The sequence below is a fragment of the Helicobacter magdeburgensis genome, from assembly GCF_000765825.2.
Classification (GTDB): domain Bacteria; phylum Campylobacterota; class Campylobacteria; order Campylobacterales; family Helicobacteraceae; genus Helicobacter_C; species Helicobacter_C magdeburgensis.
This window is the reverse complement of record NZ_JRPE02000002.1, coordinates 53,030-71,013: the sequence shown is the minus strand read 5'-3', so window position 1 is coordinate 71,013 and position 17,984 is coordinate 53,030. Positions and strand designations below refer to the sequence as shown.

Here is a 17,984-nt window from a genome sequence, read left to right as displayed (position 1 = left end):
TTTGAGAAAGCCCTAAAACTGCTAGAGAGATGAATAAACACCTCTCCCTTTGTCAGCAACTAGAACAAAGCTTCTGCTGCTTGACTATTCCCAATGTGGGCTCTATAAAGAGCATCCACATTGAGGACAAAAAAGTCCCCTTTTTGAATGGCACCTTCAGGGAGTTTCCCTGCATCGGCTTCCATTCCGGGAACCACTTCCAGCTTGGCGAAGTAAATGCCATTGGCACTTTCCTTCACTTCGCTAATTTTGAAGCCACAGGTATTGATATAGCCTTCGAGCTTGTCGAAGGTATCAAAATTGTTCCCTGTGGATTCTTCCACAACAGCCTCAACAATATCATCGCTGACATTGTTGTGCAACCAAGCCCCTTGAGCTTTGTCAAAGACAAAGCCAAGTGACTTTAACGCAGCGCTGTTGTTAAAAACAGCGCCACTTGCTTTGGCTGTTAAGCCTCCCTTCATCTCCAGCTTTACACCAAGAGGCTCTAAAGCACTCTTGAGCTCGGAGAAAGATTTCGGGTCCGCCTGTGGCTGTGGCTGATCCATTTCTGGATCATATTCCTCCTGAATATACGGCATTGAGCCGAACTCAGTTGGAAAGGCAAGGCGGAAGCCTTGCGCTACAGCTACTTTTTTTATCATTGTCACTGGCTTGGTTCTCCAGATCTGTGTATCTTGCTTATATTCGGCAAGATAGACCTCGTGGCGGAAGGGTCCGGTAAAATCTTTGCGATGAATTTCAATCACCGCTTTCATTTTATCTCCTTCTCCCTCGGTCCAATGATTCCAGTGTCCTAGCTTTCCTGTCATTTCCGCCCTTTTCAAATAGGCGTTGTAGCCTATTATGATGTTGAATTTATCCTTGTATCCAACAGCGTAAATTTCGCGGAGGAATGGATTTAAATTCAAGAGTTGGCACAATTCTAGGAATTGCTCTTTCTGCCCTTGAGGCAAATTCAAACCCATTGAGCTTAAATACTCTATGGCTTTGCTTTTTGCCGCCTCATTTGAAGCAACGAGGTTTTGGTTCTGGCTTACAATTTGATTTTTCATTTCAAATCCTTTTGCTTGCCACCTGTTAGAGCAAGACTTAAAATTTTTTTACAGGCTAGAGTATTAAATACTCTATAGAAGGATTCACCAAAACCATCCCTTAGAGGGATTGTTAAGGGAATCCCTCTAAGAATATTTATGAATGGCTATGGCTGGTATTCACTAGCGTAATACCAATACGACTCTGGGTCATACTGATTCGCTTGGTGCCACACCATAGCCCACTCTTCAAATGGAATAAACTCGCCATCCCCGGTAGCAAAGCCACCTAGGACGATTTCTTCATCTCCATCTGTCTCGGAAGTCAAAATATTCTCAATCTCAACTTCCACGCCATTGGTATCTCGGATTTTTAATTTTCCGAGATACTCCTTTAGCGGCACTGGGGTAATGAGTTGATAATCCTCATTGCCCTCAGCCCTAGCTTTTGATTTAAGCCATTCATCATAAGATGAAAAGCTCTCCTCAAAGCCCTGAGCTTCCGCCGCCTTATTCACAGCAGACAGAATATGCTTCTGCGCTGTGATAAAATTTTTAAAGGAGAGCGATTCAACCACTTCTCCTTTGAAAGTTTTCACTATCACAAACATGCTTCCTCCTAGAGTCTTACGACTCTTGCTGTGATCGCCCTTTCAGCACCATCACAGCTTCTATACAAGCTTAAATAGTCTTCAAGACCATCTAAGCCGCCTAGAAAACTCTCAATCTCATCTTGGGTTGCCACTTCGACATCTCCAAGATCAAAATACTGAGATTGAAGACTTTCCAATTCTTCCTGAATCGCTTCACGCAACTCATTTGTATTTGAATACACACGAAGTGTAGATTCCAAGCTTTCTGAGCTGTTGAAGCTCACTAAAATGTTTTTTTTCATTTTTTCTCCTTTTGCATTAACTCATAGCAGCCCTTGCTTAACATATAGTCAAGCGCCTCTGCTATCTCTTTTCCAAACACAACAGCACAATAGGTATCTACTCTATCGCTTTTGTCTGTGTCCTTGAGGGCTGTTGCATTCAAACCAGCTTCCTCTAGCTTTCTGACAAACTTTTCTGCAAATTCGATGAGAATAGGCTCATCTAGAATTGCAGAAACATCATCGTAGGCTTGGATGCAACCGGCTTGAAAGCCAACAAGCCCTTTACTCACTTCCAACAGGAGATCTTGGAAGTAATCCAAGTCCTCCATTGTTGGAAGTGGTTTTATGACCACATCTTCAAACGACATCCCGAAACAGATGTCGTTTAAAAAAAGATACAGGTCTAATTCTTCGCAATATGCGAATTTCAACCCGTATGTATTTGAAAAATATTCCACATCATTCTCACTAAAATTAGTGAGAAAAATTTGATACGGTTCAAAGTTCTCAGGAACCTCAAAACCATATTCCAAGTGGAATAATTCTCCTATGTTGTTACAAAGAACCATATCGTGATCCTTCATAAAAACTCCAAAATTTAACTCTTTTGCCATATTTTACTCCTTTTGACAATTTGCCAAAAAGACAGCACTTCTGCCATAAGGCAGAAAAAATACTGCCTTATGGCTTATTCAGTGCCTAGTGGCACAACTTAAATTTCAAACCCTTTGGCTATCCAAGCATCATCAAGGAGCTCATTTACTTTCACATACTCCTCTTCTGTTCCTTCTTCGCATTTGTGAATAATATAGAGGTCACCCTCTACATCTTGCACTTCCGCGATTCCACAATCCGTATAGACTGCGGAGAGTATGCCACCAGATAGCTCATAGTGGCAAGCACCAAGTCTGTAACTTGAAGCTTCTAGGATTTTTTGCTGTAGCTCATAGTCTTTGACAGGCTTGTATTCCTCTGCAAACACAATATTACAAGCATCGTGTCTGTTATGTTGTGTTTGTGTTCTCAAGTCGTAAGCAACATCGCGATCGACTTTGAACAACCTAAACTCTTTCCTAAAAAATTCTTTTTCCAAGAAAGAGTTTAAAATCTCCAACAGAGCCATAACGCTATGCGCGCTATAGTCCGTGTAAAGCTTTCTTTCAAAAAGCTCTACCTCACCATCTAGGAGAATATTGAATATTCCCCTGTCCTCCTCTTCGGAAAACTCGCTCTCAACCTCAACAAGAGACAATCTCTTATCAAGTTTGAGCTCCCTTGCTTCGGGTATCGCTTCGATAGCCCAAAGAAATTCTCTCGAGATTTCCTCGAGTTTGTTGTAATTTTTTCTTAGCATTTCTGCTCCTTTTCTTTTGTTTTTTTATAACTCTATCCCATAGTCCTCAAAGTAAGCCTCTGGAATCATTTCCAAGAGAGCTTCTATACTTTGAGCGACATAGGGCTCATCTAAGCCAAGAACATCATCATAATAGCATTTACGCTGCATATCAAACAGCATATAGCCGCTGACAATCTCTTCGCCAACCCTACCTTGAACTTTATGGGCACTAAACTCCATAAAATCCAAGATCTTTAGCGCCTTTTTGTTTGGTTCATCTAATTCGACATCATCGAAAAAGACTTCGCCAATACAAAAAAGGCTGCAACCTTTAAAATCTAAAGGCTCTCGCATAGCTCCTCCTTTAGATTTTCCATTCCCAAAGCATAAGCGGCATTAGCCGTTGTCACGATAATCTCGTGAGCTAGCTCCATTGCTGCTTTTACATTTGGGTATTTTTCAGCAACCTTGCCTTCATAGCGGATTTCCGCTACATCGACACATCCGTTGTATGGAGTGATAAACACACCATCTACAAACGGCTGATTGCTGAAAAACAATCTATTAGCAAAGACTGCCATTTCTGACACATCTTTGCCACCTAAAAAGCTTTTTACGAAGCCGGACTTGTCCCTAAGGATACAAGCCTTAGCTTCTTTAAAAGCTTTCTTGAGAATTTCAAAATCTGCATGTTCTATGCAGAAACTTTCATATTCTCCCCGCCATAAAAAGCCTAAACCATCCTGAATCGCAGAATCAAAATCTTCCGCAGTCCATTCTTGGCTGGAGGCTTTGGCGTATGCCTTTATGCTGTCCATAGGTCACCCCCTTCCAGCATTTTTTCAACTGTTTTATTATAAGCAAGACTTAAAGTCCGCTCATAATTAAACAATTTTTCCATTGCACCCTCAACACAGCTAAAATGTGCTAAATAGCGAGCAACAGCCCACTCTTCACACATTTCTGCGATTGAGAGATTAAGAAAAAAATCTTTTTTTTTCGCATTTAACATTTCCGAAGCAATTAATTCTTTCGCTTCAGAAAATGCCGTCTTCACATCAGCATCGTGTTGATGCTGTTGCAAGAAGTTTGTAATTTCTTGCATTTTTTTGTTGGCGACCATTACGCAACCTCCTTGTCGAGGTTGGCAAATCGCTCTAGGCTTTCCTGAGCGATATTGATGCACAATTGTGCATCGTGTCCTCTGTGGCAAGCCAACTGATATTCATCAGCCAAGCTCCACACAGAAAGGCTTGCAACTTTTGCCGCCAACTCTTTATCTTGAATTGCAGAAGAAGCTTCCGCAATTACATTTTTAAGGACTTCCAAGAAGTCTTTATCGTTTTTCAGGTTCATGCAAACCTGAAAAATTTCTGTTGCTGTGTAAATTTCCATGTCTTACTCCTTTTTTATTTAAGACAAAATACAAGGAGCCTAATCCCAAGTGGGAATTTTAGACTCCCACTTTGGGCTGACACTAGAGTGAAACACTCCATTAGAGATTCTCCTATCCATAGGGATAGAAAAAAAAGAATCCCTAATGGAAGGTTTTTTTATTGCAATAAGTGCCAAAAGGCACTTATTTTTTTTTTAATACCAATGGACACGGACATAGCCGCTTTTGACGGCGTATGGCGCGTGTGCCATTTGTTTTAGACTCATAAGAGCCGATTGCTTCTCCTTTGACAGGAAAGTAATCTTCTTTTCAGATAGGGAGAGTAAATCATCCCTATCTACCTCTATGTAGGTCTCTTCATCGCTGAAGTGCTGTATTTCAAGCTCCTCCAGCAACGATTGAAACCCAAATAAGTCATAGTTGAAGCCGATGCAATCACCGACCTCAACTACATAATTTTTAATTATATGAGCTCTGTATCCCATTGTTTTTCCTTTTCTTTTCAATTACGCCATTACAGCGTGCAGTAATGCAAGGAAACTTCCTTGCAAAACTCCTCAACAAAAATGATAGCTTCTTCGGCTACCATTTTTACCATTTCGTCTATAGAGACATCTGCTCTATAGATGTGATCTTCTTTGATCACCTCTTCATCAAGGAGAATCTGCTCGATGACACCATTTTCATCTGCCCTGAGCAAGTATTGCTCAATGGACAGAATCACTGCTGTTTCTGTGCCAAACTCGAGATCATTGATCTCGTAGCTTGACATATAGAGCTCAAAGAGCCCATTGCCTATTGAAGCCAAAAGAACTCGTTGAGAGTCCTCAAGGCTTTGTTTTATGAGTTCCTCAAACATACTAAGCCTCCTTGAAGATTAATTTCTTAAGAGACTCTTTGAGAATCTCAATACTTTTTGCTTCTCTAACAATTCTAAGGAACTCGTCCTTAGACTCGCTAGAGAGCTTGTCTTTGTAGAGCTTATAGCCATCGCTGACTAAAAAACTCATTTTTTCTAGCTTCAAGAGGTAGATGTTTGCAAGCAAACCCTCCTTTGAAGTTACATAGCCGATGTGCGTAAAAAGCTCATCAGCTATACCATTTTCAACTATTGCATTTTTTAATTTGCAATAGTTGAAACTTGCAAGAACATTGTTTTGAATGTCCTTGCTTTTAATATTTAACAAACCAAACATTTTTACTCCTTTTGTTTGATTAAGAAATCCTCAACATACCATAGTCTTTACCTACGGTTTTGAGGGTTTCAAATATCTCTGGGTGTTGCTCGGCTAATGCCTTAGAGTCAACTCCCACTCGCCCTTTCATGAGGCTATAGGAAATACTTAAATCTTGCACCTGAACTTTTTTCGTGTTTGTGGCACTCATAAAGTCCATAAGCTTAGATTTAAGCCCATCCGCCTCTTTTTGGGCATCTTTCTGTGCCTTTTGCAACTCCGCATACCTTAGAGCATCTTGCTCTAATTCTAAAGGTAAGCTATCCGCACCCTTGTGGAGCGCAGGGCAATTACCTTTGTAACTGCAGAAGCTACATAAGCTTCCCGTTTCAGCTTGTGGCTCTTGCTTTGTTTCCAAAGCTTCCCACAAGTTTTTGGCTCTACTTAAAGCCATTTGAAACATTTCTTCCGAAAAAGAAACATCAAACGCTTCTAGAGCTCCAGTGTTGAGGTTGATTACAGCAATAATGCCGCGTTCAACCTTTTTACTTTTACGGAGAAGTCCCATTTGAAGCTGGACTTGTAAAATCCAGCTTAAATATGGAGTCTCTGGTATCGCGTTGGTGCTTTTGCACTCAACAACGATATTTTCAGTCCCCATATTTACAACGAAGTCGATGTGGGTTTTAATAAAGGCATGATCGCCTTCACCAGCCACTTCAACTTGTTCCTCAAATGGAATCTTACCGCCCTGCAACCCGTAACGAATCACAGATTCCGCCATATGTCCTCGCAAGAACACCAGCTCTTGCTGAAAACTAGCCTCAACAGGCATAGTTTTCGTTAAGAATGCCTTTCTGGGGCATTGTCCTATGTCAGACGAACCGACATAGGTTGAGCGATCCCCTAGGGTTTCCGCTGTGTTTTTCTTAGAGAAGGCTTTAATGCCATTCTCTAGGAAATTTAAAAATTTTTCATTTGTTGTTGCCATTTTTTCTCCTTTTAGCAATTTGCCAAAAAGACAGCACTCTGCCATTAGGCAGAAAAAAAATACTGCCTTATGGCGATTCAGTGCCTAAGCACAAACTTTTATAGATTGATCCCATTTGCTTCTAAAATAGAAGCAAATTCATGAAGCGCTGAATCTTCGTTTTCAAAGATACAGCAAGTGAGTTCCTGATATTCAGAAATCACTCGCTTGCTTTTTTCATCGAATTTTCTACATTGAGTAGAAACAACAACGAAAAAAGCTCCATCGCTCCCAAAAATGTCGTAATTGATACCACTTGAAGTGATATTGCATTCGCCATTTTCTATTTTTTCTTTTATTTTTTTTGTAACTTTGCACTCCTTTTTTTGTGCTATCTTGTAGGCTAATCCCCTTATTCAGAATCTAGTGAAGCTTCGTATGCCTCTGTGTTATCCATAAAGGTTTCGAAAGTGACTTCGCCACTTTTTACAAGCTCCTCTAGCCAATCAACCACCTGATAGCGGTTGAAAAACAAGAAAGCATGCTTTACAGGCATATCTTCTACGCCTAAACAGCCTTCAATTCCAAATAGTGGGGCATTTGTCATTCCAAAGTGATATGGATACAATCTATCGTTATCCATACAGAATGAAATGGCATCTAGCCCATTTTTAATGAGAACTTCATCTCTGAAGTCCCCAAATTTTCTATCAAAATCCATTTCGGAAGAAATTTCATTCTCCTCAATGAACTTTTTTAAATCGCCCTTATAGTGCAAGGTTAAACCCTTGTCACTAAAGGTAATCCACTCTCTTGAATAAAATTTGTTCAACTCATTAAGAGTTGTTTTTTTTAATTTGTTTCTATTCATCTGAATCCTCCATTTGTTCTAGTTCTGCTTCCCACTCTCGCTCCCAAGCTGCGATATTGTCGATGAAGATTTCAAAAGAAACCTTTCCTTCTTCTCGCAAAATGCTCACAGGGTCTACAAAATGGTCCCCAAAATAGAATACATATAGGGGTTCATAAGCATGGCAAGTTTTAAGAAAAATGCCATGGTTATCGTATTCCCACCATATTTTATTTGCTTTTTTTTCATTCCAGCCAACGATAACATCGCAGGCTTCCCTCATTTCTTCCAAAAAGCACGGAGAGGCTTTTTGAAATCCCTCAGAATCACTTATCGAATGTTTTTCGATAAACGATTTTAAAAGCCCTTTGTAGAAAAGAGTTGCCCCTTTTTCTACTGAAAAGCTTATTAGATCTGACCCATAACAGCTGTTGAGTTCTTCAACAAGTTTTACGGTTAATTTCATCTGAAACTCCTTTTTTTGTTTCTATCAATTCCCTTTCGGGTCCTAAACTGACACCAGAGTAAAAAATACTCCATAAAGGGATTGATTAAACAAGAAAGCCCCACAAGGGACTTATGTTTAATAATCCCTTGTTGGAACATTTTAAACCACGACAAGCGTGGTTTAAGTGGTTTGGAGTTAAATTCCGAAAAAGTCAAACAGAGTTGCCCCTGCTTGAATTTCTTCAGTTTTTGGACGGGGATAGTGACCTATGCTCCCATCTTCTTTTAGTTCTATTTCTTCGGTGATGTTTATCACCCAATGTCGAAACGCAATATGCGCCTCAGCAAAACTATCGAAGACAACTGAATAGTCGTCTTCTCCGCTTTCATACTCAGTGACAATAAACTTATCACCGAGCTTATCTAGGCTCACGAGAGTCCCATACTCAGTATGAGCCTCCATATAACCCTGAAATCCACTAAATTCCCCTTTAAAGAGGTCTAATTCAAAATTTTGAGTTGCTGACATAATATGTCCTTTCTCTGCCTTCTAGCAGAATCAACTATTCGTTCTCCAACGAATAGGAACATTCCGCAAGGATTCCACCGCCCACAAGGACAATAGAAAAAAATGTCCTTGCGAGACTAAAAAAAACTGAATCCGGAAGTATTTCTACTCCAAAGAAGGCTCTTGTCCCAGAGGACATAAAGCTTAAGCCCTCTTGGGAATAAATTGCACCGAAGTGCTAAGGCTTTTTCAAGCCTTGAATAATCTCCTCAAGCCAAATTAATGGCTGTGAGATTATGAAATTGAGGAAGCGGATAAATCCTATCTTCCCCTTAAATCTGTGAAGCGCATACTTAATGCTAAAAGCACTAAGTATAAGCCCCATAATCAAGTAGGTTGAGGCTACAATCCCTATAATTTCAAGGAAACTCATATAAGCCCCCTTGATTGAAGGGCAAAAAATTCATCATCAGAGATGAGATTTTCTTGCCCCCTTTTGTAGGTTGTCACAAGACTTGCCCCAAATTGCCCCGCACGCTCTAATACAACAATGATATTTGTCATATCATCGTAGTATTTTTGCGGCTTTGCAATATCATTTCCGCCTTGTTCCATAGGTTGAGTGGCTCTAACAGCTCTTGCTATTGCTCCGCTCAACTCCTCTTCCTCCTGCGCTTCAAATCTTTGTTGCACTCTTTGAATAAAGTGTGCAGAAGCATTAATACCTCTACTCACTTGTCCAAATATAAGTGCAAAACAAAGATTCTCTGCCTTCCCAGATTTTTTGGCTTCTTTTTTAGCCAAATTTGTAGCCAATTTTTTAGCTACTTTTTCCACTAGATTCATACAACACCTCCCAGTGTCAATCACGCTAAAGAGGTGTCATATCTCCACAAGGGAAAATATGTTTCTCCCTCGCGGAACTACAGGCTAACTAACCCTTTTGCAAAGATTAGAAAGCCAACTTATGCTGACACAAAACCACTACGCGTAGCGAATTTTGTGTTTAATTTTGCGAGTATATTTCGTTCTATCACGCACGATGCGTGTTTGTAACGAAATCTCCCGTTTGAAATTCGCCTGTATGGCGGAATCTCTTTTTAACACTTTCATGGTGTCTCCTTTTTTTTTTTTTTGTTTTAGAGTTTTTACTCCAAAAAAGACACCTACACCCCAAAGGGCATAGTAAAATTGTGCCCTTTTGGGAATAAATTTTTCCACAAGCAATCCTCGCCAATGAAGGCGATTAACAAAAGTATTTATGAAAATAATTTTGAGGGATTGTTTTTTTGTGGAGTATGGAAATTACAGACTAGAACGGAATGTCTTCGTCTGAAATTTCTATTGTTGGGGTTTCTACTGGTTCAGCAGCAGAATCTTGTGTCTTTTCGACACAAAATTTCCCTGTTATCCAGCCAACTTTCATAAAGTTGGTGTCCCCGAGCTGTTTTGGCTCTTTCAAACGATGGGTTGTTAGTTGCAGCCCATCGTTATTTTTGGTGAGAGTCTTCTGCGTTGCAGAATCATACTCTCTTAACAAGCCAAAGAGCCCTTGGGTAATACCTTCTACGACATTACCATTTTTGTCTTTAACCGGGAAAGTCTTCCCCAGATTAAAACTCGCTAACTGACCGTCCTTGGTCTTATACGATTTTGTAATGGTGTAGCCACCATTTTCTTTGTCTTTTGTTAGCCCGATAGTAACCGAGCCAAAAAATCCAAAATCTAGCGTGCTGAACACACTATTATTCTCTTTATTGAGAATAATATCTCCTAGAGCACGCTCACTACCGTATGTCCTTGTAATTTTTGTTGCGTTCATGCAATCTCCTTGTTCGACTTTGCCATCAGTCATTTAAAAATTTTGTCGCTACCGAAGTAGAAGGCGAGAAGGTAAATACCTTCCAGAAAGGAGATTTTTTTTTGCTGTAATAGAGTATCTCCCAAGGAGATACAATACCTGTGTAGTGTGTTTGTAATACACAGAGCAAATCTCCTTTATGGAAGATACTTACCGAAAAAAAAGGGCATAAAAACCCTTATGCCTACAAGGAATCATCTTGTAGTGTGTAAGACTTTTTAAAGTCTTACTTCTGAGTAGCTCGTAGGTTTTCCTACACCTTTGCCCTAAACTTGTTGATGAGACAAGATTGCACTTAGTGCAAAATGGGTTGCTACTTGGCATGTTTTACCGCTTCTAATGAACGGAACGCGCTTTGCAATGCGAAAGGCGATAGATCTAATTCTTAAAAAGAATTGAGATAAAAAATTTATGGTTGGATCTTAGCTGAAAAAGATTAACAGAGTCAATAATGATTCACAAAAAAATATGCCTAGCACTAACAAACTTTGGTGCTAAATTTTCAGTAGAATTTCAGCCAAAGAAAAAATCCGCCTTTTCAAAAACCACATTTTTTGCCATTTTTTAGTGTTTTTGACACCATTTTGTGAAGGTTGTGACACCATTTTGTGAATCACTGACACCATTTTGTGAAGTTTTTGACACCATTTTGTGAAGCAACCCCACTTGTCATTAATATATATAATATGTTTCTTTTATAAGTTTCTTTATAAGTTAATCAAATTCAATATTTTATTTATAAGTGTTTTATAAGAAAATGCACGCGCGAACATTTTCCAACACAACCTTCCATTTGACTTGATATTTTTTGCTATCAAAGAAGGAAGCTATTCAGCCTTCTACTCTCAAAAAAATCTCATTTGAAACAGCCTAAGCCTTTTGGCACAATACATTCACAAAAAACCACTTAAGGAGTTTGCAGTGTTAGTTACAGAAATTAATCAAATCATCTCGCTTGCACTTGAAACAGCAAAGATTCTAGAAAACAAAGGTGACACACAAGTCGCAATTTCTATTCTTAGGAACATTGCCAAAAAAGGCAATGAAATCGTTATGGAGGCAATGCTAGAAGCAGAGCTCACAGAAGGCACAAGTGAGGAGTGGCTTAAGCTAGAAGGGCTAAAAGCTAACTTCTCCTTTGACAGCAACCTTATCAAACAAGGAGAGGCACAATGAGCACATCAAGACAGAACTTAGATGAAAGAGCATCTAAGATTTTAGCAGAATATAACAAGCTACAGCAAGAGTATGAAGCTTTTAGAGAGCAGAGAAAAGCTCTCCTAGATGAGCTTAAATCAAGAATCTCCCATACAGCAAAACTAAGATGTTATATGCGAGAAAACAAAAAAGAAAAATTCAAACGAACCTATGGTGCTACGCAAATAGGCATTCCAAATCAATGCTATACTCTTGCAGACTTAAGCATTCATCTTGGTTCGCATTTTTCAATATTCAATATACCAAGCATACCTACCTCACATCTTGTGAAAGAGGATTGGGACATTGTTAAAAAGAGTCAAGATTGTTTTAGCTTTATAGAGCCTAATGGCAAAGAATATCTTTTTGAGTTTTCTCCAATGCGTGAGATGAAATTTAGTTTCCGAGCTACATCATTTGCTAGAGACTTGTATGACTATGCAGGAATTTCAAAAGAGCTAGGAGAGTATGGAAACCTACACTACAACAAAATAGACATTGCCAAAGCCTTTGAGAAAAAGGATTGTGTGATTGTTGTCGCTGATGATTTCCAACAAGCTTGTGAGAAGGCTAAGAAAAAAGGCTTGTCGCTAAAAGGATTGACTTCACTTGTGAAAATAGAACATAGCAATGGCGACATTCAATATCGTAGAACTTGGGAATACAATTCAGATCCCAAAGGCAATTCTTTTCCTATTGAGCTTTTTGGCTTAGGTAAAGGTTCTTTGAAGCTAGGTTATATCCACGACAAAGAGAGTGAAAGATATGAAAGGCGTTTGGAACTCATAGAAAAAGTCTATGAGAATATTCAATATGCTGAAGCACTTGCTAAAAAGTTCAATATCAAGGTTTCTCGTTTGATTTCTGAAATACAAGAAGGTAAGATTGATGTGGTGTTTGGCTATATGCAAGGCTGGCTTCAAATCTTGCGTTTTCCAAATGAAAACTTTAGAGAAAGCCAAGCATACTTAGCCTACCAAAAGTGGCTTGAAAGCTAGGAGGATTGACAATGACACAGGATTTAAAGGCACTAGAAGCAGAAAACAAGCTTATCAAAAAGAAACTCCAAGAAACTAAAGAGGCTGTGGAGTTTTTTCACGATATGGCAAAAACACCATACAGAGCATTTGACATGCAAGAAGCCGCTAAGGCTCTAGGCGTTAAAGGAATGGATAAAAACAGGTTGTATGCGTTTTTGCGGAATGAAGGAATCTTGATGAGCAATAATCAGCCATACCAAGAATACATTGACAAAGGCTACTTTGCAGCCGTAGTAAGAAACAAGCCTATTAGCTATGGCTTAGAAACAAGAGTGAAAACACTTGTATTCTCAGATGGATTGAAATTTATTCATTCTTTGCTCAAAAAACATACCAAAAAGAGCTTAAAAGCAACAAACCATAGTGAGATATGCCTTAGTCAAATAAAAACGAAAAATAAGCCAAATAAAGAGCTTTTTTCGTATGATTTGTTAGATTCTTTCCTTGAGATTGCAAAAAAAGAAGGCGTGCAAATGATTTGTTAGGATTCTTTGGCTACTATCTCGCAAAAGCAAGAGAATTAACCTAAAAGCACAAAAGCACAAAATAAGTGCTAAGTTTTGTTGTGCCTTAAAAACAGGAGATTAAAAAGATTGAATTGCTTAGACAAAAAAAAGTCAATCAGCATTGAGGAAAACAATGAGATTGATGAAACAATCATCAAAAACGCGATAAAAGACATTGAGTATTCTCCAAGCAAATTCGCAAGGATACCTAGTGTATCGCATTTGCCTGAAGTTGCAAAAAAGATTCACTCACTTGCTCCTACGATGACAGAGTGCAGAATCCCTATTTTTGTGCCATTAACCAAAGTGAGTGAGACTTCAGACATCTACCTTGATTTTAAGAAAAATAAAGGCGTAAGAAAGTTAGACACACCTTGGGGAAAAGCATTTGTGCGTGGGCGTGTTTTACTTACACAAACGCATAGAGATATTTTAGATAGTGCTATTATTTGTGCTGAAAAGATAAGCTACTCACAAATTGATGGCTCTATTCAGGTTTATTTTTACGCAAATAAAGCCTTAGAGTATTATTCAGACAAAAAAGGAAGCAGAAACACTGAGTGGCTCGTAACAATGCTAGAGCAGATAAGAGACACGGTTATCAAGTATCAATCTAAAAGCGAAAATGGTAGAAGGAACATCTCGTTTGACTTTAATATTATCCGCCGTATTGTGTTCTCAGAGAGCAATGGTATGTTCTTTTTGGAATTTGACCCTAGCTATGTGGCATTTTATCAAACAGAAATGAGCGTATGCTATAAAAGCATTATGCCTGAAATACTTAGCTGTGAAAGCGGTATTGTAAAGTCTATGATACGCTTTTTTGTTACGCACAAAGAAATAACTATAGGGCTTGACAAGCTTTTAGAATCTGTCGGTTGCCCTCTTGATTTAGAAACACAAAGTAGAAAATATTATCGTGTGATTAACAGCATAGAAGAAAGCAGAGAGTTGTTAGAGGGTTTGGGTATAACTTACAACAAGAAAGAAAGGATTTTTACTTTCAAAAGGCAAGACAATGTTTTTATACAGGGCTCATCACTGCAGAGCCCAAACAAGGAAATAGCAATCAAGGCTCTCAGTAAATCAACACAAGAGAAAAATGAGTGGCAGATTCCCCCTCTCAGCACACTTAAAAAGAGCAAAAGTTCTAAGGCAAAAGTGTTCCAAGAACCTTCATTGTTCCCTGAAGAATTTTTAGCTTGAAAGGATTAAAATGAGTATTGCACCAAAAAAAATGTATTTCTTTTTGAGATGCCCTAAGTGCAGAAGAAAACTTAAAGCCTCTTTCATCAAAGATGCCATTGCGGAGTGTTTTGCAATGGGTGAAAGTTTTGAGTATAATTGTAAGCATTGTAGCCACGACTTTGTAGCAAGTTGCAATGTCAGAGTGGTAGCAAAAAATAAACCACTTGACAAACAATGATTTTGACCGTCAAAATGGGTTCAAATGGCTTTGTGCGTGGAAGTATTTTACTTTTTTTTTGAAAAATGCAAAGATTAAAGGATTCGTAGAATGATACATTTGATACTTGGAAGTATGAAAGCAGGAAAAAGCAAAATGCTTTTAGAAGAATATGCTCGTCTATCCGCAGAAAATCCTGATAAGAGCATAGTGTTTGTGCGTTCAAGAAGGGATAAAAGGGATTTTATTACAAGAGACACAAGCATTGATACTTCAAACATCAAGCTTGTCAATGATAGAGAAAAGCCCATAGATAGTGATATTATTCTTGTTGATGAGGCTCAATTTATTGAAAAACCCTTTATAGATTTTTTACTCGCGACTAGAGACAAAAAGACAATTATTGCCGCTGGATTGCAATCAGATGTTTTTGGTAGAATGTGGGGTAGCATTTCAAGGCTAATGGCTCATTCCACAAAACTAACGCTACTGCTTGCTCATTGCGATGTTTGTGGCAAAGAAAATAGCGCCCTAAATCATATAGGCGATGGTTTGGTCGGAGACAATTACCTTGTTTTGTGCGATGAATGTTTTAAAAACAAAAAAGGAGAAAGAATGCAGATAATGGAAAATGGTGATATTTATCTTTCCCAGCTTATGCCCGATCCTTTAATTAGGCAGTCTTTTAAGTCTTATGTTCGTGGCAGAGCTAATGTGCCACTCAAAAAAATAGGCAACAGAGTTGTTATCAACGCAGAATCAGCCCACAAGGTTTTAGAATATGCAAAAAAGCACCCTGTATTAAGCTATGAGATTGAAAGTCCAACCAAAATCAGCTTAGAGATTTTAGAAAAAACATTTGCATAAGGAAAGAAATGAACCAAAAGACACTGAAAAGATTTGCTGAATTGTCCGAAAGAATTGATGAGGTTATTGCAAGGGCTGAGTTTGCAATGGATAATATCCGCACTCTTAATCAACAAGGAGCAACACCTGATCCACGCCAAGAAGCTGATGAAATTGCTTTGGCTGTTTCAGAGCTTATGGATATACTTAAAGAGATTAAAACGCTTGATGTTCCTATGGGGGATATTTTTGCAAAGCAAGTTGAGGTGATGATACAAAGGCTAAAAAGTATAGATAGAGTGGTAACCCCAATTTCAAAGGCATTGCACGAAGAATATGCAAAGGAATGCACTAATGGCAATAAATAAAGCATATTTAAATGCAAGGCACGATGAAAGCTCGGATGAGTGCATGACACCTTTTTATGCAGTTGAACCCTTGCTTAAATATATTCCAAGGAACAAGACCGTTTGGTGTCCATTTGACAAAGAGTGGAGTGCATTTGTCAAGCTTCTATCAACGCGAAATGAAGTAATCCATTCTCACATTGATGATGGCAAAGATTTTTTCACATACAAGCCTAAGCACTTTGATATAATAATATCAAATCCGCCATTTAGCTGTAAGGATAAGGTCTTGCAAAGATGTTACGAGCTCAACAAGCCATTTGCAATGCTTTTGCCTGTGAGCTGTATTCAGGGCAAAAAGCGAGTGGAAATGTTTATGAAAAATGGCTTGCAGATTCTTGCATTTGACTTGAGAGTGGATTATCATACAAGGGGCAATATGCAAGAAACCACAAAGGCTACATATTTTGGGAGTGCATTTTTTTGCAAAGACATTTTGCCACTATCCTTAATGTTTGCCCCACTAAAAAAATACGAACAATCACTAGGCGAGAAGGCAAGTGCTAAACGAGAGCGATTGTATCAGCCTAGTTTGTTTGAAGAGTTTGAGGAGATGGCATGAGAAAGCGCACGAGGATAAACAAGAAAAAGCCTGACTCATACACGCTTATAGAGGAATGGTTTTTCCCAATATTTGTTGCCTGTATTTTTGGCTTGATATTGCTGGTTATGTTTCTATCTATCGTGCTTGATTGAAGCTTGGCGTGGGGTATGTGTATTATCGGCAACCAACTATCTATTTGAAATAAAAAACCCAAGTGGGCAGCGGCGGTCCCCACGCCACAACTAAAAACAACAAAAAAGGAGTAGAAATGATTGATGAGCTTAGAGCAATAAACAAATTGCAGGGAGACTTGGAGCGATTCCAAACAATCCAAATGGAACCGGGACTTGTATTTGACAAGGATAAAAGAGCCTTTGAAGAAAAGAACTTCATTTACGACACAAAAGGCAATAGGTATCTAGTCAAAAAAATAGATTTAGACTTTGACAAAAAAACAATGGATTTTCTCATTGAAGGTATGACAGAGTCTATTACCTATGGGCTTATGCTTTTAAGCGAACCGCCTGAAAAATATAATATCACCACAGGCTTATCTTTAGAGGGAGTAAATGCCTCAAAAGAGTTTGATACCTCAAAAGTGACAGAACACGCAGAATGTTCGCCTATAGGCTATAAGCAATATGTGCGAAGTAGTTATGCAAATAATCGCTATTTGATTGAAAAGATATTGTGGCTAGAGGACGATTTAGTAGATTTAGGCTTGCGCCCAGTTGGCAAAGAACCTATCGTTGTAAGGTTTAGAGTTGTGTAGTTCATTTGAAAAGTATTTAGATTTTAGGTTAGAATTACACAATCCCTTTGAACAGGGAGGTTTTTTGCCTAAGATAAAGGGGGCATTGAATTTTGAACGCAAACTCAGGCGAGTATAAAACAGGGCGTCCCCCCTTTGTCTTTTTTACACTAAATTTGGAGTTAATAAATGATAATTACTAAAGGGCAAATTCTTGATATAGAATCAAAGCTAAAAGTTTGGAGAGATGAGCGACATGTAGCTCAAAGCAAGCAAGGAGCTGGATTAAAAGGCAACTTCTTTGAGGAAGTAGCGGAGCTTTATCGTGCAAAAACAAATGTAGAAAGAGTGGATGCCTTCTGTGATATGTGCGTGTTTGTGTTAAACGCATACAATGTGAGCTCATATATTACTGAAATTCCACTTGATAATCTTGCGCTCACAAACTTTGAAGAGCAAAAAATGCACGATACCATAGAGGATATGCTTTTATCTTTTATGAATAATGCTTTTGAAAAGGTAATTCAGCTGGCATTTTCTTGTATCTATATGCTTGGTTTTAATCCTTATCTCTGTATGCTTGAAACAATCAAAGAAATTAGTTCAAGAACAGGAAAGTATGATGAATCTATTGACAAATTCATCAAAGACAAGGGCGTGTATAGCATAGATGAGTTGCATAATATTTTAGAGGCAGATACAAACCTTAAGCACTACGAAGTTTTGGAGCTTGAAAATATATACAAAGTATCTGTAAAATATCACAACGAAAAGGAAGCTGTGTTGGAATATGCCAAATGGTATGGTGCAAGCTATTCTCTATGTAGGATATAA

The 17,984-nt window shown here is 38.6% G+C and carries 31 protein-coding genes; 11 read left to right on the top strand and 20 right to left on the bottom strand.

Annotated features, from left to right (window positions below; translation table 11 throughout):
* Positions 1-59: 59 nt before the first annotated feature.
* The 20 genes from LS74_RS01685 to LS74_RS01585 form a co-directional block, all read right to left on the bottom strand.
* Entirely contained in the window at positions 60-1,055 is a 996-nt protein-coding gene (locus LS74_RS01685; RefSeq protein WP_138128713.1) for a recombinase RecT, read from the bottom strand.
* A 146-nt stretch (positions 1,056-1,201) separates the two neighbouring features.
* A complete protein-coding gene (locus tag LS74_RS01680; RefSeq protein WP_052086397.1) occupies positions 1,202-1,645 on the bottom strand; it encodes a hypothetical protein in 444 nt (147 codons plus the stop codon).
* Positions 1,646-1,653: 8 nt separating this feature from the next.
* On the bottom strand, positions 1,654-1,929 hold the full coding sequence (locus tag LS74_RS01675) for a hypothetical protein (RefSeq protein ID WP_034586894.1): 276 nt from the start codon (positions 1,927-1,929) through the stop codon (positions 1,654-1,656).
* On the bottom strand, positions 1,926-2,525 hold the full coding sequence (locus LS74_RS11205; protein ID WP_236096755.1) for a hypothetical protein: 600 nt from the start codon (positions 2,523-2,525) through the stop codon (positions 1,926-1,928). The genes LS74_RS01675 and LS74_RS11205 overlap by 4 nt, the downstream gene beginning before the upstream one ends.
* A 98-nt stretch (positions 2,526-2,623) precedes the next feature.
* A complete protein-coding gene (locus tag LS74_RS11200; protein ID WP_052086395.1) occupies positions 2,624-3,265 on the bottom strand; it encodes a hypothetical protein in 642 nt (213 codons plus the stop codon).
* Positions 3,266-3,289: 24 nt separating this feature from the next.
* Complete coding sequence (locus LS74_RS01655) at positions 3,290-3,601, bottom strand: hypothetical protein (RefSeq protein WP_034586890.1); 312 nt, start codon at positions 3,599-3,601, stop codon at positions 3,290-3,292.
* Complete coding sequence (locus LS74_RS01650; protein WP_034586887.1) at positions 3,586-4,065, bottom strand: hypothetical protein; 480 nt, start codon at positions 4,063-4,065, stop codon at positions 3,586-3,588. The genes LS74_RS01655 and LS74_RS01650 overlap by 16 nt, the downstream gene beginning before the upstream one ends.
* Positions 4,053-4,370: a hypothetical protein gene (locus LS74_RS01645; RefSeq protein WP_034586884.1), complete on the bottom strand. Its 318-nt coding sequence runs from the start codon at positions 4,368-4,370 to the stop codon at positions 4,053-4,055. The genes LS74_RS01650 and LS74_RS01645 overlap by 13 nt, the downstream gene beginning before the upstream one ends.
* On the bottom strand, positions 4,370-4,642 hold the full coding sequence (locus LS74_RS01640; protein WP_034586881.1) for a hypothetical protein: 273 nt from the start codon (positions 4,640-4,642) through the stop codon (positions 4,370-4,372). Before LS74_RS01640 ends, LS74_RS01645 begins: the two co-directional genes overlap by 1 nt.
* A 195-nt stretch (positions 4,643-4,837) precedes the next feature.
* Positions 4,838-5,128, bottom strand: a complete 291-nt coding sequence (locus LS74_RS01635) for a hypothetical protein (protein WP_034586878.1) — start codon at positions 5,126-5,128, stop codon at positions 4,838-4,840.
* 29 nt (positions 5,129-5,157) lie between these two features.
* Positions 5,158-5,502 carry a hypothetical protein gene (locus tag LS74_RS01630; protein WP_034586876.1) on the bottom strand — a complete coding sequence of 115 codons (345 nt, stop codon included), beginning with the start codon at positions 5,500-5,502 and terminating at the stop codon, positions 5,158-5,160.
* Position 5,503: 1 nt separating this feature from the next.
* Positions 5,504-5,839, bottom strand: coding sequence for a hypothetical protein (locus tag LS74_RS01625; protein ID WP_034586874.1), 336 nt, complete (start codon positions 5,837-5,839; stop codon positions 5,504-5,506).
* A gap of 19 nt (positions 5,840-5,858) precedes the next feature.
* Entirely contained in the window at positions 5,859-6,809 is a 951-nt protein-coding gene (locus tag LS74_RS01620; protein WP_034586871.1) for a CRISPR-associated protein Cas4, read from the bottom strand.
* A gap of 391 nt (positions 6,810-7,200) precedes the next feature.
* Positions 7,201-7,659 (bottom strand): hypothetical protein, encoded by a 459-nt coding sequence (locus tag LS74_RS01615; protein ID WP_034586868.1) that lies wholly within the window; start codon positions 7,657-7,659, stop codon positions 7,201-7,203.
* Positions 7,652-8,104, bottom strand: coding sequence for a hypothetical protein (locus LS74_RS01610; RefSeq protein WP_034586864.1), 453 nt, complete (start codon positions 8,102-8,104; stop codon positions 7,652-7,654). The genes LS74_RS01615 and LS74_RS01610 overlap by 8 nt, the downstream gene beginning before the upstream one ends.
* A gap of 177 nt (positions 8,105-8,281) precedes the next feature.
* Positions 8,282-8,614, bottom strand: a complete 333-nt coding sequence (locus LS74_RS01605; RefSeq protein ID WP_034586860.1) for a hypothetical protein — start codon at positions 8,612-8,614, stop codon at positions 8,282-8,284.
* Between the two features lie 217 nt (positions 8,615-8,831).
* The gene (locus LS74_RS01600; protein WP_034586858.1) at positions 8,832-9,026 is read right to left on the bottom strand and encodes a hypothetical protein; all 195 of its coding nucleotides are present in this window, start codon (positions 9,024-9,026) and stop codon (positions 8,832-8,834) included.
* Positions 9,023-9,439: a hypothetical protein gene (locus tag LS74_RS01595; protein ID WP_034586856.1), complete on the bottom strand. Its 417-nt coding sequence runs from the start codon at positions 9,437-9,439 to the stop codon at positions 9,023-9,025. The genes LS74_RS01600 and LS74_RS01595 overlap by 4 nt, the downstream gene beginning before the upstream one ends.
* Before the next feature lie 138 nt (positions 9,440-9,577).
* Positions 9,578-9,814, bottom strand: coding sequence for a hypothetical protein (locus LS74_RS01590; RefSeq protein ID WP_138128711.1), 237 nt, complete (start codon positions 9,812-9,814; stop codon positions 9,578-9,580).
* 91 nt (positions 9,815-9,905) lie between these two features.
* Complete coding sequence (locus tag LS74_RS01585) at positions 9,906-10,415, bottom strand: hypothetical protein (protein ID WP_138128709.1); 510 nt, start codon at positions 10,413-10,415, stop codon at positions 9,906-9,908.
* Positions 10,416-11,375: 960 nt separating this feature from the next.
* On the opposite strand from LS74_RS01585, the gene LS74_RS01580 reads away from it, so the two are divergent.
* The 11 genes from LS74_RS01580 to LS74_RS01535 all read left to right on the top strand — a co-directional run bounded on the left by LS74_RS01580 (position 11,376) and on the right by LS74_RS01535 (position 17,984).
* Positions 11,376-11,630: a hypothetical protein gene (locus tag LS74_RS01580; protein ID WP_034588786.1), complete on the top strand. Its 255-nt coding sequence runs from the start codon at positions 11,376-11,378 to the stop codon at positions 11,628-11,630.
* Entirely contained in the window at positions 11,627-12,649 is a 1,023-nt protein-coding gene (locus LS74_RS01575; RefSeq protein WP_236096754.1) for a hypothetical protein, read from the top strand. Before LS74_RS01580 ends, LS74_RS01575 begins: the two co-directional genes overlap by 4 nt.
* 11 nt (positions 12,650-12,660) lie before the next feature.
* Positions 12,661-13,176: a phage antirepressor KilAC domain-containing protein gene (locus tag LS74_RS01570; RefSeq protein ID WP_084584335.1), complete on the top strand. Its 516-nt coding sequence runs from the start codon at positions 12,661-12,663 to the stop codon at positions 13,174-13,176.
* A 108-nt stretch (positions 13,177-13,284) separates the two neighbouring features.
* Positions 13,285-14,403: a hypothetical protein gene (locus LS74_RS01565; RefSeq protein WP_034588788.1), complete on the top strand. Its 1,119-nt coding sequence runs from the start codon at positions 13,285-13,287 to the stop codon at positions 14,401-14,403.
* A 10-nt stretch (positions 14,404-14,413) separates the two neighbouring features.
* Complete coding sequence (locus tag LS74_RS01560; RefSeq protein ID WP_034588789.1) at positions 14,414-14,623, top strand: hypothetical protein; 210 nt, start codon at positions 14,414-14,416, stop codon at positions 14,621-14,623.
* Between the two features lie 90 nt (positions 14,624-14,713).
* Positions 14,714-15,469, top strand: coding sequence for a thymidine kinase (locus LS74_RS01555; RefSeq protein ID WP_138128707.1), 756 nt, complete (start codon positions 14,714-14,716; stop codon positions 15,467-15,469).
* Positions 15,470-15,477: 8 nt separating this feature from the next.
* Positions 15,478-15,816 (top strand): hypothetical protein, encoded by a 339-nt coding sequence (locus LS74_RS01550; protein WP_034588092.1) that lies wholly within the window; start codon positions 15,478-15,480, stop codon positions 15,814-15,816.
* Positions 15,803-16,417 carry a class I SAM-dependent methyltransferase gene (locus LS74_RS01545; RefSeq protein WP_201274695.1) on the top strand — a complete coding sequence of 205 codons (615 nt, stop codon included), beginning with the start codon at positions 15,803-15,805 and terminating at the stop codon, positions 16,415-16,417. Before LS74_RS01550 ends, LS74_RS01545 begins: the two co-directional genes overlap by 14 nt.
* Positions 16,414-16,551, top strand: coding sequence for a hypothetical protein (locus tag LS74_RS10870; protein WP_167480460.1), 138 nt, complete (start codon positions 16,414-16,416; stop codon positions 16,549-16,551). The genes LS74_RS01545 and LS74_RS10870 overlap by 4 nt, the downstream gene beginning before the upstream one ends.
* Positions 16,552-16,667: 116 nt before the next feature.
* Positions 16,668-17,171, top strand: a complete 504-nt coding sequence (locus LS74_RS01540; RefSeq protein WP_034588094.1) for a hypothetical protein — start codon at positions 16,668-16,670, stop codon at positions 17,169-17,171.
* Positions 17,172-17,339: 168 nt separating this feature from the next.
* On the top strand, positions 17,340-17,984 hold the full coding sequence (locus tag LS74_RS01535) for a hypothetical protein (protein WP_034588097.1): 645 nt from the start codon (positions 17,340-17,342) through the stop codon (positions 17,982-17,984).